Source organism: Acinetobacter brisouioides (assembly GCF_004331075.1).
Lineage (GTDB): Bacteria > Pseudomonadota > Gammaproteobacteria > Pseudomonadales > Moraxellaceae > Acinetobacter.
Map to the genome: position 1 here is coordinate 1 of NZ_SJNX01000015.1, position 12,779 is coordinate 12,779.

A 12,779-nucleotide genomic window follows, 5' to 3' on the forward strand; every position below is an offset into this window, starting at 1 on the left:
TTGAGCCTTGTATTTTTTCAGTAAGCGTCTGATCTGACGTTCTGAAATATGAAGTAGTTGAGCAGCTTGAGACTGAGTTATGCGTTGATCACAGATTTCTTGCAAGACTGACAATCGTTTAAGTTCTTTATCCGACATAGACACCAACATATCAAACCGTCCGCTTCGATAATCGCAAAAGTGCATATTCTAAAAGCGGACATTTTTACTTTGGAGAAACCGGACATTTCTATTTGGGGCTTACACACTGTATTTCGCATAATGTATATTATGTTAACTAACATGTCAGAGATTGCGACCTATCCAAAGCTAATGCGGTCGCAACTTCACTGGAGAGATTCAGGACAAGTTTAATCTCTCCAGTGAAGCACATTAAATAACATAATCTTCATTATGCGGAAATCCTGCGCTATCTCATTCTTGCTATGTGGTGGTCTAGCCTAAGCAGTAATAATTTTAGTTTGTCGATCTCATCATAGTTGTCGACATCGAGTTCACGTATCAGATCGAGATACTTGTCGACTGACTCACGCATCAACACGTAATCAGATTTTTGTAATACACCAATATTTCTATCGTAAAAGCTCGTTGCCCAAATATGTCTATTTCGCATAAATTCTTTACGGGCATCTTATTAAGGGGGGCTACAGTGACAGGATTTTCCAATCCCCCCCAACCGAATTGGACTATTGATTGATTTTTGATCATTCTTTCATCCCCATTTCACGCATAGAGTCATTTTCTTGTTTTAAAGATTCGTAATACTCAGTAACCAATGCAGACTTATAACCCCACTCATGCATGACCATTTCAATATGCAAAAGACATTTTTCGGAATTAAAAGCAGGATTGCCCTCTATGATCAGAGAGCAAGCACGATCAAAGATTATTTTGGCTACTGTTTCGAAAGCTTGTTCTTTTACCATTGCAACAACATCACACGCAACAAATTAACCGAAATATAACAGAATTACATGTAACACATGCAACATGTGATACAATATCAATGTTGCATTAAACAAAATCGAGGTGTTACATGAAAAAATCTGACTTATCAAAAACTTATCGAGTTAGAGGTGAGTTTGTTGAGTTGATCAAAGAAAAATCACTAGACTTTATTATTGAAACAAAGGAGAGAATTGAAGAAGCAGATGTTATAAACGCTTTGATTTACAAACACTTAAAAGACATAAGTGCTAAAGATGTAACTAAATATATCGAAGAAGTAAAAAAAGCGGATTAACCCAAAAAATTTATATTGAAATAGAAATAGAGTATTAGAACTGGGCAATAAATATGCCCTTTTTTTACGCTTGGAAGTCGCATAATGAAAGTTTATGTTAAATTTAGTACATGATACTAATAACTTCATATTGTTCTTCTATTCATAAGCTCCTGACGAAACCTTGAATAATGACCATCTTTCATCAACCCTAGATTTAACGGTATTGATATTGTCAGCTTCCATAAAACCTTTAAACTTCAAAAAAGCTACTTGTGTCATTAATCATTCTCTATTTATATAAAGCTGGGTGTATATTATTAGGCATGGTTTATTATTTAATTCTAATATGAAAAATACATTTTCTGACAGCAAGCAAATTAGAGAGGTTTCTACTTTTTATGAACTTGTAAATTTAAATTTTCAAGGAGATATAAATGCCGTTTGCTGGTATAGAAATCTGGTTGGTGATTTTAAAGAGATTGTAGATAAACTACAATTAAAAGAGAATGTTACAGAAGTTTCTGTTGAAGACCTTTTAGCGCTGAAACTTTCAGAAGAAGGTAATTTAGCAAGAGACATTATCTTAAGCGATATACAGCTATTAACTGATTTCGGAGCATTACCTTCTCTTAATTTACTTAAAAATTACGAACGTGATGAAGAGCTAGATTTCATTTCAACAGATGTATATTCGTATCATATTGATCGCTCACCCATCGAAACGGATACTTTTTTATGTACCTATCATGGTCCTGCAAGTGATATTTTGCCCCATGATCAGGTTGAACAAAAGATTTGGATTCCAGAAATCAGGGAAGAACTCAAAAAATTACATGATGGCCCAGAAGCTGAATTTGAAAATTTCCTAGAAGACTATTTCTTTGATCTGCATTATCAGCCTAAGCCTGATGCAAAACCTGTGAATTTAGGCTCAGGACATCTTTGGCGTCTTGCGGTAGATCATCCAACGCAACAGGTCTTACCCTGTGTTCATAGAGCACCTGTTGAAAAGGAAGGTGAGTATAGACTGCTATTGATTTGTTAAATATTTATTAGATGTATGGTTGGGTGAACTTGATCCCTATAAAATTTGAGTGTTACAGCTCTAGGAAATGGGACAGATCGACGCAACCTAACTGATATGCAATTTCTTCAGATGACTTCACCATTTTCATGGTGAGCCATTAATGAATTAATAGAAGTCACATGACCGTCGCTAATGTACCTATTGCTCAAAAAATTATTCATTCCACTGCATGCTGACTTAAGAATTTGATGTAAATAAAAAGTTGGTTTAAGCAATTTCCGTCTGCCCTACATGATGATATGCACGATTAAAATAAACCAGACTCTGATCATGTTGGTTTTGTTGAATCGCGACAATACGACACATAAAAATTGTATGTGTTCCAACCTCTTGAATTTGATCAATCTCACAATCAAAATTCACCAATGCATCCTCTAAAACGGGTGCTCCCGTTTCCAGTTCTGTCCAAGTGCCATGTTGAAAGCGTTCTTCAGAACTCAGTTTCGATGCAAACAGATTAGAAATATGCTCATGTTGTGCGCCTAAAACATTCACAGTTAAGATCTTATTTTTGACAAAATTCGCATGTGACCGAGAAGCTTTATTCATACAGACCAACAATGTCGGCGGTGTATCTGTGACACTACACACAGCAGATGCAGTGAAGCCATGACGATCAGACATGCCTGCCGTGGTCACAACACTGACTGCGCTGGTTAACAAAGACATTGCATTTCTAAAGTCTGTTGTTTCAATCATCATTTTGTTCCTAAATTGAGTCCTAACTGGTTATTTAGATTTAGTTTTGTGTATTTCATTTACATCTGCACATCATCTAGATGTGTTCTAAGTAGAGTGGATACTTACTTTAGATAGGGTCAGGGCTACCTGTTGGATGAAGAATATAAAATCCTATTCAATCCAAAAAGTAACCCTTGAGAGATCACCTGAGCAATTACTGCCCTGCAAGCTCTTGACGGATGATTTCCGCCCCTGCACTTAAAGCATTCAACTTACCTGTTGCTACTCGGCGAGATAAAGGTGCCATACCGCAGTTAGTTGAAGGATAAAGTTTATCTGCATCGACAAACTGAAGTGCTTTACGTAGGGTATTGGCTACTTCTTCTGCTGTTTCAATGCTGTTGGTTGCGACGTCAATCGCACCCACCATGACTTTTTTACCGCGAATGAGTTCAATCAGATCCATCGGCACACGCGAGTTTTGACATTCGAGTGAGACAATATCGATCTTCGATTTTTGAAGCTTAGGAAAAGCTTCTTCGTATTGACGCCATTCTGAACCTAAGGTCTTTTTCCAGTCTGTATTGGCTTTGATGCCATAGCCATAGCAAATATGTACTGCAGTTTCGCACTTCAGACCTTCAAGTGCGCGTTCTAATGTCGCAACGCCCCAGTCATTTACTTCATCAAAGAATACGTTAAATGCAGGTTCGTCAAATTGAATGATATCAATCCCAGCAGCCTCTAACTCAAGCGCTTCTTGGTTCAAGATTTTGGCAAATTCCCAAGCCAGTTTTTCACGGCTTTTGTAGTGACCGTCATAAAGTGTATCAATCATGGTCATCGGGCCAGGGAGCGCCCATTTGATGGGTTGTGTTGTTTGGCTACGTAAAAACTTGGCATCTTCAACAAAAACAGGCTTTTGACGAGATACAGCACCAACCACCGATGGAACACTGGCATCGTAACGATTACGGATGCGAACCGTTTCACGTTTCTCAAAATCCACACCGTCAAGATGTTCAATAAACGTGGTGACAAAATGTTGACGGGTTTGTTCGCCATCACTGACAATATCGATGCCTGCATGTTGCTGTTCTTGCAATGACAAACGTAACGCATCTTGTTTGGCTTCAACCAATTGCTCACCTTCGAGCTTCCACGGTGACCAAAGTTTTTCGGGTTCTGCCAACCAAGATGGTTTCGGTAAGCTGCCAGCGGTTGATGTTGGTAATAAAATTGCCATTTTAATCTTCTATCTCTATATTTTATTTCAGGTAAATTAAGCAGCGTTACGCTCTACGTTGTAATTCGCAGCCCATTGTTCAAGAATGTCTTGATAAGGCTGAATAAAGTTCTCTTCCGTCCATTTACCCTGTTTTACCGCGAGCTGACCACGTTCAACTCGGTCATAGACAATTCGCGTTAATGAATAATCTGGGTACTCTAGGCTTGCTTGATAAACTTGCGCTGCTGATGAATTTGCATTGTAAATTTCAGGGCGATAAATCTTTTGGAATGTTTCCATGGTGCTAATCGCGCTGATCAGTTCAAAATCGGTATAGTCACGCAGTAAATCACCCGAAAAATAGAATGCTAAAGGTGCAACACTTCCTTTCGGCATAAAAAAGCGAACCTTTAAGCCCATTTTATGGAAATACTCATCGGTACGAGAGTATTGGTCTTGCTTATACTCAACACCCAAAATCGGATGTTCATTGGTCGTGCGGTGATAAGCCCTAGCCGTTGAAACACTCAGGCAAATGACAGGCTGTTGATTAAACTCTGCTTTAAACGTATCTGAGTTCACAAGGTATTGATAAAGCTTGCCATGTAAATCACCAAAACCTTCTGGTGCATACGAAGTTGAGTTCTTTTTATTATGTTCTTTAAGCACCACACTGAAGTCATAATCACGGACATAGGATGAGAAGCTATTACCAATCATACCTTCAATACGTTGATTGGTGTGGTGATCGGTAATTGTGCTTTTTAGCATTTCAATGATCGGGAAAGTTTTACCATTACCTTCAATATCTAAATCTGCAGAAATAATATCAATTTCAAGTGAATAGCGATCACCCTTCGGGTTGTCTGATTGTGCTAAGGCATTGAAACGATTATTAATCATTTGAAGCGTATTACGTAGGTTCTGCTCACGGCTTTCACCACGTGCCAAGTTGGCAAAGTTAGTCGTTAGACGTGTGTTATCTGCTGGCTGATAGTTTTCATCAAAACGAATACGTTTAATTGAACATGTAAACTGTTTACTCATGGTGATCTGATACCCTAATTTCTAAAATAAAATCTAAATTTCTTAATGATGTGATTTATACCTGAATCACTACCTGAATAAAAATGATTTTATCTAACATGAAGATGAGTAAAATTCATGTTTAGGGATTTTATTATCCTGATTAAAAATGAAAGGTCGAAAGTTAGATGTTATCTTGAATAAATTAAATTTTTTAAAAATAAATAGTTAAGTAAAGTTCTGACTTGTATCAGGTAAAATTATGGAAAATAGAATAGCTAAAAAAATGGAATGAATTTCAAAACATGCCAAGCCGACATGCACAGAAAATGGCAATTCAACAACGGAATCTAAGTTCTGTGCTTGATTTGGACATATCAGTATAAGACTTTTCCACTTATGAACTTATGAACTTATGAACTTATGAACTTATGAATAGTATGTTAAATTAAATCAGTAGCTTAACTATTTTAAGAAATTCAAAAAATTATAAAAATCTGACTTTGAAACATACAGGTTTTTTTAGATCCACTTCTGGAAGTGAGTACCAATAAAAATGCTAAAAAAAATCGGCATTTCGACCCTTTAAAGAGCCGTTGTTTTCTGCGGTAAATAGTTTCTTAACTTTGTAAGCTATAGCGCACAAAAGATAGAGACAATGTCCCATATTCAAACTCAATCGAATTCCTTATTCTGAAGTCATAAGGAACAGGAAGTTCCAGAACATAAAACAAAAACGATAAGTTCGAGCATCAGGATGTGAAGTACGACAGGAGTCATACTTAAAACGCAAATACGAAAAAACCTCGACAGGATGTCGGGGTTTTTTCTTTTCTATCAATGATTCAAACTCATAATTTTATTTCTACGAGAATTTTAAGTTTTTCCATGACCTAGATTTGATCCTGCTGGTCTGACTGCATTTGCATTTCTGTCAGAGATGAGCTGACGATGCTTTGTTATTTAACGAATCACTTTTGATGTGGCCATCAACCAGATTAATGGTTCGATCACAGGTTGCCGATAGGCGTGGATCATGAGTGACCAGCAGCACGGCACAGTCTCGCTCACGATGAACTTTACGAAACAACTGGAAAACCTCCGCAGCGGTCTGAGTATCAAGATTGCCTGTGGGTTCATCAGCTAATAGTAGTGCTGGTTCGGTGATCAGGGCTCTGGCAATCGCCACCCGCTGTTGCTGACCACCCGAGAGTTCATTTGGTTTTCTGTCGGCAAAGTTTTCCAAACCTACCGCAGCCAATAATTCGTGTGCTTTTTCTAGTGCAGATTTATCGGGTTTTCCCCGTGTCAGCATCAGCGGCATCAGTACATTATTCAACGTAGTAAATGCCTGAATCAAATGGTGGAACTGAAAGACAAAACCGATGCTGTTACCACGTAGTGCTGTACGCCCAGCATCATCCATCTTGCTGGTAGGCTGACCCAGCAGATAAAGTTCACCACTGCTCGGTTGATCTAGCAGGCCAAGAATATTCAATAAAGTACTTTTGCCAGAACCCGAAGGTCCGATCAGCGCTGCAAAGTCGCTACGGTCTATACACAGGTCAATCCCATGCAGAACCTCAACTTCATTGGGCTTGCCGATATTGTAAGACTTGCACAGTGCTTCTAGGCGCAGGACTTCATGAGCAGGATTAGACATGACGAATCGCCTCCACAGGATCAAGAGCTGCTGCTCGACGTGCTGGTACAGCTGCAGCAAGGATACCAGTGAGGGTTGCCAACAGTAATGCAAGCAGTACCAGATGAATAGGCACCGGAATATAAAATAAACCTGGTCCAAAGTGATTAAAGGCCCACACCAATGCATAACTCACCGCACTGCCCATAACTGAACCCATTAAACCGAACATGGCACCCTGAAAAAGGAAAATACGCAAAATTTGCTGCTGGGTTGCACCTGTTGCACGCAAAATACCAATTTCCCGAGTTCGTTGCACGACACTGACTGACAACACACTGGCAATTCCAAAAGCGACAGAAATAGCCACAAAGACAATAATCATATTGGTTGACAGATTCTGTGCTGAAATGGCGTTCATTAATTGTGAATTGGTTTTAATCCAGCTATCAGCCTTCAGTGAAGTTAAGCGTCCAACTTGCGCAGCAATCTCATCGGCTTTGAAAATATCCCTAACGGTCAGATCGATGACAGTGACTCCCCCAGCAAGGTTAAGTAATGATTGCGCCTGTTTTAAGTCGAGATAGACATAACGTGCATCCAGTTCACGCACGCCTAACTCAAAGATTCCAGCAACATTCACCACCGTACTATTTTGTTGACCTGTATCCAGTCGCAGCTTACTTCCTACTTGCACTCCCAAGTCATCGGCTAACTGGCTCCCAATCAGTACATTGTCCGCCCCCACTCGTAGCTGACCACTAATCAGATAGTTTTTGAGGGGAATAATTTTTTGATAACGCTCTACATCAATTCCAACGAGCGCTACAGATTCGAGCGCGTCACCACGTTGGGCAAATGCAGGACCTGATACGGAAGGTGATACCGCGGTCAGTACAGGCAACTGATCTAGCGTTGCCATAACTTCCTGCCAGTTGTTGATCGAGCGCAGGCGTTGTGCACGTTTATCATCCAGCAATAATTGTAAAGTGCCTGCTTTTGGAGGGAGAATTTGGTTTACCTGATCTGGTGATAACACACGGATATGCGCTTGCGTACCTAAAGTTCGCTGGATAATATTTGACTGTAGACCGTGTACTAAAGATGAAACAAATACGATCACTGCAACACCCACAGCGACACCCACCGTGATCATGAAAGATTGTACGCGCCCTTCACGTAAAAAACTGAGTGCGATCGTCCACTCAATCCAGAGTCGCCCAAGAAAACTGTTCAATTGAATTTCACCGGTAATTCATTTTTGCTGTCTGCAGCATACGCATGAGCAAAAGGAATTTTTTCTAGTTTCAAGCGTATGCGCGTACCATCTGTCAGTGAAGAAACAGGGTTAGCCAAGATATGATCCCCTGCCTTTAAACCCGCAATGACTTCTGAGATGGCTAGACCACGTAAACCCAAAGTGATCGGCTGATGCTGTATTTTTCCGTTACGTACCAAGAGTACGGTTGCCTGATTACCCTGTATATTGGTTAAGGCATCATTTGGGATCGCCAGTGCTCGGTCGCGTTTTGCTGTTTCAATATTCACCGAAACCGTCATATCTTGACGCAAAAATTCAGGCACGGGGTCAACCGCCAAGCGAACTTCTACCGTACCGCGCTGTGGATCAATGCTCGGTGCAATAAAATTAATACGGGCAGGAAATGGTTTATCTAGGTAAGCGTCAGCAATCACAACAGCATGCTGCTGTAATGCAAGCTGTGGTAAATTGCGCTCATCGAATGGTACGCGAATTTCGGTGCTGCCATCCAATGCAATGGTGAGAAGAGTACGACCGGGCTGTACCAGATCACCTGGTTCCACATTACGTGTCAGTACTGTACCTGCCACTTCAGCGCGGACTTGGGTTCTAGCCAGTTGTGCCTGCAGTGAAGCTAGACGTTCACGTAGCAGTTTCTCCTCAACATGACCCGGGGCTAGTGCTGTTGCTGCCAAGCGTGCTGACTCAAAGTTATTACGAGCCACCCGTTCAGCTTTATCCGCTTGTTCCTTTGCTTCGGTCGATAGACTTCCAGATTCGCTCAGATTGCGCCTGCGGTTTGCTTCACGGCTCGCTTGATCTAACTGTACTTTAGCATTCGCCAAATCGACTGCAGCCTGTGGGCGTCTGCTGGTCGCCAGTTCGGTCAGTGCGGTCTCTGCCTGTTTTACCTGAGCAACAATCTCATCGGATTTTAGTACCAACAGCAAATCTCCCCGTGAAACTCGGTCACCTTCCTGTACAAGACGTTCGAGGATGACTCCCGTAATTTCACTCCCAACCTGAGCGCGCGATACTGTCATGACTCGTCCAGTTGCCACGACTGTTTGTACGATGGGCATCGAAGCAACACTGTAGCTTGATAATAGCGGCCCCTGCCACCAGCGTAATGCAGCAAAACTTGCAGCAATGATCAACACCGCAATAATCACAACATACTTATAGCTGACCGTGCGCAATGAGCTTCTCCAAGTTAGATTAAACGGGACACATATATCTGCAAAGTACCACCGTTCAAGTGAATTTTATGTTTTATACTCTTTTGACTATAAAATGTTATTGAACCGATTGATAATATATTTTCACGTTAAAAACGTTTTTTTGCATAAAAAATAAACGAAATATATCTAGGCTGGATGCAGCATCAGGAAGTTTTTTCGATAAGTAAAATGTACAAAATCATTATAATATCTATGAGATTTTTGGCTTGATTGGAAGCATCAGATCAGACAAAATCGCTATTCACATTGGCTTCACATGGTTTTTCTTACATTAAATAAAAAGTAAGGAATAGTGTGATGAAAAGACTTAAAACACTCATGGCAACGACTATCGCAGTTTTAAGTTTGACTGCGTGTAAAACTGTTCCGAGTTATACCAATGACTACGCTAATGCAGATCAAAATATAAAAGGTATTACCTTAAATAACGAACAGGCCTACAGTATCGGTTCACGTTTTGTCGCCGCATTCAATACTTTGGGTACACCCGTTTTTGTTGATCAAGCAGGTAGCCTCTATGCTGATCAATTGTTTATTAATGATACTTTATCTCAGTTTTCTAGCAAGAAAGACTTAATCAAGCATTTTGAAGGTATGAATAGTCGGGTCAGCAATGTCAGCGTCAAACTGATTAGTGCTACACATCACGAGGATTCTGCATATATTCATTGGAAAATGGCGTATGACTTTAAAATTTTTGGTACTAAAAAAGCCATGAAGTCATATGGCATCAGTGAAATCAAAATCAATCAAGCGAATCAAATCATCTTTCAGCAAGATTTTTGGGATCCAGCAAATGGTCTTTACAGATCAATGCCTGTGGTTGGAGGAATTTACGGATGGATTTTGCCTTTCAAAAATACACGCTAATACTCACGGGAATGATATTGTAATGCTGCGTATCATCGAACGCCGCAATATTAAAACAATGTAGTTCGGCCCCGCTCATGGTCAGTAAAAATAATGTTGGGCATGTGAACTATTTTGCAGAGAGCTGTCAGAAAGCTTGGGACAATCAAAGTATTCAACTTGATTTTTCCTATGAGCGCGACATACCAGGATGGGCCTTCAAGCAGGCGGCGACTTATTTTCTAAAAAAGAACGTTGCAGACAATACTTCACTAACCACATTAAATAAAATTACTGAATGGTATCAACCCGTCAAAAAAGGAGATTTATATCGTTTAAATTACCAGCATAGCAGCAAAAAAATGACATTATCCCTAAATAATAAAGTCTTAGGGCAAATTAGTGATCCTCAAATAAATCAATATTTTAAAATATGGTTTGGGCATGCACCTTTTAATGCTAAATTAAGACAACAACTATTAAATTAATAGGATTCATGGTTAACATATGAATAATCACTTTATTCTGATGGTTGAAGATCATTTTGATTTAGCAGCGACAGTTTGCGAATTTCTTGAAGCGCACGGCTACATTATCGATCATGCTCGCAATCTCGATGCAGCAAAAACTTTTCTTAAATCTCAACCTTACCATTTATTATTATTAGATATTAATTTACCCGATGGTTCTGGATATGATTTGTGTCACTGGATCCGCAATCAACAAAGTCTAGATATACCTGTGCTTATGCTTACAGCACGCGATACGCTTGATGACAAACTGAAAGGTTTTGCAGCAGGCACTGATGATTACTTAGTCAAACCTTTTGATTTTAATGAGCTTGTTGTACGCATACGTGCTTTAATTAAACGATCTTTAGGTGAGGTGTCAAATAACAAACTGCAAATTCATGATCTTATTTTGGATAGTGCTAAACAGACGGTATCTCGAGCTGGGCAGATCATTGAACTCCCCCCGATTCAATTTAAATTACTCAAAATTTTGATGCGCAACTCTCCTAAAGTCATTACCAAGCAAGAAATCATGATCGAACTATGGGGAGATGAAGAACCTGAAAGTGATGCTTTACGTAGCCACATTTATAGCTTACGTAAAATGATCGACAAACCCTTCCCTCAAAAATTACTTCATACCGTTTCTGGCGTAGGGATTAAAATATCACTCGAAGCCCATGAATATTAATGAAAATACACCACCACAATTAGCCCCGTACTTGGTGCTAAATTGAGATCAGGGTGTACAGATAGATAATACTGTCGATCAAATAGTTCGACTCTCCAGCCCAGCTGTTTACAGAGTTTTTCGACCAGCTGCAAACCAATCCCGTGACCTTTAACATCAAATGTCATTTGTGAGCTATTTAATTCTTGCGCCTTGGCATCATTTGGCAGACTGATTCCAATTCCATTGTCTGCAATCACTAAACTGTGTTTTTGCTGAATAATATGAATGTCTGAACCTTGTGAATAATTCAGCGCATTTCTTAGAATATTACTGAGTACCATCTTGGTCATGGATGGGTATAAATTCCGAGGTTGCTCTAATTTTTCACACTGCACATGGATCAACATGCCTTTGCTTTGACTCACTGTCTGCAATGACTCGACCAAGTCCTCAATAATTTCAGATAATAAAATCTGCTCCGAGGATAAATTCTGAGTCGTATTACGTGCAATCGCCAACAAGGTATCTACCAAAAGCTGCATATCATCAATCGTATTACTCAAACGCTTAAAAGCCTTATCGTCACCATAACGTGCCTGACATAACTGTACATTTCCTTTCAGAATTGTGAGCGGTGTCCGTAATTCATGACTCACATCCCCTGTAAACTCTCGTTCCCGCTGAATAAATGTACTTAAAATATAGTGATATTTTTCTAAAGCCTGCTTCAGATATTCCGCGTCCATATTGCCATTGGTATAGATATCTTCAAATGGAGACGCCTGCGTGTTTTGATGTGCCCAATCAATATGCTCTAATGCATTTGCCAGTCGGGTAATGGGTGAAAAATAGCGCCTAGCCCGTCGGTTTGACCACCATAAAAAGCTATATAAAACAAATAGGCTAAACATAAGAGGCGCAAGGCCAAATAACCACACTAATTTATTGACATTGCTTTCACCAAATACCAGTAATACGTGCTGCCCATTGCGCTCACCATAAACGGTCATTCGCTCTTTACCATCTATCCAGATTCGGTGTACACCCATATCCAGTGACGTATTCTGAAAGCGCTGAGGAGGAATACGCGTATTCCATCGATAACCATATAAATTCTTGGTATCTGGCAAATCTGCATTCGGGTTACGATCTACACGTACCCAGTAATGTTCCATTTCTTGCTCTAATGCAGTTTTTAATAGCGAACCTTTGATGACCCAAGCACTGCAAGCAATCCCGACAACAATTGATAAAGCAATCAGAGCAATTTGCAACCAGTAATAACGATTGAATATTTCTGTAAGGGCATGCTTTTGATGGTTGTGTGCTTGGGATTTCAGCATATAAGTTTCCT

General features: G+C 39.9%; 13 protein-coding genes and 1 pseudogene. 5 read left to right on the forward strand and 9 right to left on the reverse strand.

What is annotated here, in order from left to right; all coding sequences use genetic code 11:
- The coding region (locus E0H77_RS13545; RefSeq protein ID WP_131378774.1) for a helix-turn-helix domain-containing protein at nt 1-138 on the reverse strand (138 nt) is incomplete at its 3' end.
- Between the two features lie 566 nt (nt 139-704).
- A complete protein-coding gene (locus E0H77_RS13555; RefSeq protein WP_131378778.1) occupies nt 705-926 on the reverse strand; it encodes a hypothetical protein in 222 nt (73 codons plus the stop codon).
- Nucleotides 927-1,036: 110 nt separating this feature from the next.
- Here E0H77_RS13555 and E0H77_RS13560 point away from each other — a divergent pair, with 110 nt between their 5' ends.
- Together E0H77_RS13560 and E0H77_RS13565 are read left to right on the forward strand one after the other, a co-directional pair.
- Complete coding sequence (locus E0H77_RS13560) at nt 1,037-1,243, forward strand: hypothetical protein (RefSeq protein ID WP_131315304.1); 207 nt, start codon at nt 1,037-1,039, stop codon at nt 1,241-1,243.
- 328 nt (nt 1,244-1,571) lie between these two features.
- Nucleotides 1,572-2,270, forward strand: a complete 699-nt coding sequence (locus E0H77_RS13565) for a DUF1826 domain-containing protein (RefSeq protein WP_131378780.1) — start codon at nt 1,572-1,574, stop codon at nt 2,268-2,270.
- 249 nt (nt 2,271-2,519) lie between these two features.
- On the opposite strand, the gene E0H77_RS13570 is transcribed toward E0H77_RS13565, so the two are convergent.
- The 6 genes from E0H77_RS13570 to E0H77_RS13595 all read right to left on the reverse strand — a co-directional run bounded on the left by E0H77_RS13570 (nt 2,520) and on the right by E0H77_RS13595 (nt 9,349).
- Entirely contained in the window at nt 2,520-3,011 is a 492-nt protein-coding gene (locus E0H77_RS13570) for a flavin reductase (RefSeq protein ID WP_131378782.1), read from the reverse strand.
- A gap of 196 nt (nt 3,012-3,207) precedes the next feature.
- The gene (locus E0H77_RS13575; RefSeq protein ID WP_131378784.1) at nt 3,208-4,239 is read right to left on the reverse strand and encodes a methionine synthase; all 1,032 of its coding nucleotides are present in this window, start codon (nt 4,237-4,239) and stop codon (nt 3,208-3,210) included.
- A gap of 36 nt (nt 4,240-4,275) precedes the next feature.
- Nucleotides 4,276-5,268 (reverse strand): DUF1852 domain-containing protein, encoded by a 993-nt coding sequence (locus tag E0H77_RS13580; RefSeq protein ID WP_131378786.1) that lies wholly within the window; start codon nt 5,266-5,268, stop codon nt 4,276-4,278.
- A gap of 913 nt (nt 5,269-6,181) precedes the next feature.
- Nucleotides 6,182-6,910: an ABC transporter ATP-binding protein gene (locus tag E0H77_RS13585; protein ID WP_131378788.1), complete on the reverse strand. Its 729-nt coding sequence runs from the start codon at nt 6,908-6,910 to the stop codon at nt 6,182-6,184.
- Complete coding sequence (locus E0H77_RS13590; RefSeq protein WP_131378827.1) at nt 6,903-8,045, reverse strand: ABC transporter permease; 1,143 nt, start codon at nt 8,043-8,045, stop codon at nt 6,903-6,905. The genes E0H77_RS13585 and E0H77_RS13590 overlap by 8 nt, the downstream gene beginning before the upstream one ends.
- Nucleotides 8,046-8,122: 77 nt before the next feature.
- On the reverse strand, nt 8,123-9,349 hold the full coding sequence (locus tag E0H77_RS13595; protein WP_131378790.1) for an efflux RND transporter periplasmic adaptor subunit: 1,227 nt from the start codon (nt 9,347-9,349) through the stop codon (nt 8,123-8,125).
- A 339-nt stretch (nt 9,350-9,688) separates the two neighbouring features.
- On the opposite strand from E0H77_RS13595, the gene E0H77_RS13600 reads away from it, so the two are divergent.
- The 3 genes and pseudogenes from E0H77_RS13600 (at nt 9,689) to E0H77_RS13610 (ending at nt 11,443) form a co-directional block, all read left to right on the forward strand.
- The gene (locus E0H77_RS13600) at nt 9,689-10,261 is read left to right on the forward strand and encodes a nuclear transport factor 2 family protein (protein WP_131378792.1); all 573 of its coding nucleotides are present in this window, start codon (nt 9,689-9,691) and stop codon (nt 10,259-10,261) included.
- Nucleotides 10,262-10,296: 35 nt separating this feature from the next.
- Nucleotides 10,297-10,728: pseudogene (locus tag E0H77_RS13605) on the forward strand (chalcone isomerase family protein); the annotation flags it as partial.
- Between the two features lie 19 nt (nt 10,729-10,747).
- The gene (locus E0H77_RS13610; protein WP_131378794.1) at nt 10,748-11,443 is read left to right on the forward strand and encodes a response regulator transcription factor; all 696 of its coding nucleotides are present in this window, start codon (nt 10,748-10,750) and stop codon (nt 11,441-11,443) included.
- Here the strand turns inward: E0H77_RS13610 and E0H77_RS13615 are convergent.
- Nucleotides 11,440-12,768, reverse strand: a complete 1,329-nt coding sequence (locus tag E0H77_RS13615) for a sensor histidine kinase (RefSeq protein ID WP_131378796.1) — start codon at nt 12,766-12,768, stop codon at nt 11,440-11,442. The genes E0H77_RS13610 and E0H77_RS13615 overlap by 4 nt on opposite strands.
- Nucleotides 12,769-12,779 lie beyond the last annotated feature (11 nt).

Coding starts and splice junctions, on each gene's coding strand:
- E0H77_RS13565 (WP_131378780.1), top strand. CDS start 1,572: ATGAAAAATACATTTTCTGACAGCAAGCAAATTAGAGAGGTTTCTACT.
- E0H77_RS13580 (WP_131378786.1), bottom strand. CDS start 5,268: ATGAGTAAACAGTTTACATGTTCAATTAAACGTATTCGTTTTGATGAA.
- E0H77_RS13615 (WP_131378796.1), bottom strand. CDS start 12,768: ATGCTGAAATCCCAAGCACACAACCATCAAAAGCATGCCCTTACAGAA.
- E0H77_RS13585 (WP_131378788.1), bottom strand. CDS start 6,910: ATGTCTAATCCTGCTCATGAAGTCCTGCGCCTAGAAGCACTGTGCAAG.
- E0H77_RS13555 (WP_131378778.1), bottom strand. CDS start 926: ATGGTAAAAGAACAAGCTTTCGAAACAGTAGCCAAAATAATCTTTGAT.
- E0H77_RS13590 (WP_131378827.1), bottom strand. CDS start 8,045: ATGATCACGGTGGGTGTCGCTGTGGGTGTTGCAGTGATCGTATTTGTT.
- E0H77_RS13600 (WP_131378792.1), top strand. CDS start 9,689: ATGAAAAGACTTAAAACACTCATGGCAACGACTATCGCAGTTTTAAGT.
- E0H77_RS13560 (WP_131315304.1), top strand. CDS start 1,037: ATGAAAAAATCTGACTTATCAAAAACTTATCGAGTTAGAGGTGAGTTT.
- E0H77_RS13575 (WP_131378784.1), bottom strand. CDS start 4,239: ATGGCAATTTTATTACCAACATCAACCGCTGGCAGCTTACCGAAACCA.
- E0H77_RS13570 (WP_131378782.1), bottom strand. CDS start 3,011: ATGATTGAAACAACAGACTTTAGAAATGCAATGTCTTTGTTAACCAGC.
- E0H77_RS13610 (WP_131378794.1), top strand. CDS start 10,748: ATGAATAATCACTTTATTCTGATGGTTGAAGATCATTTTGATTTAGCA.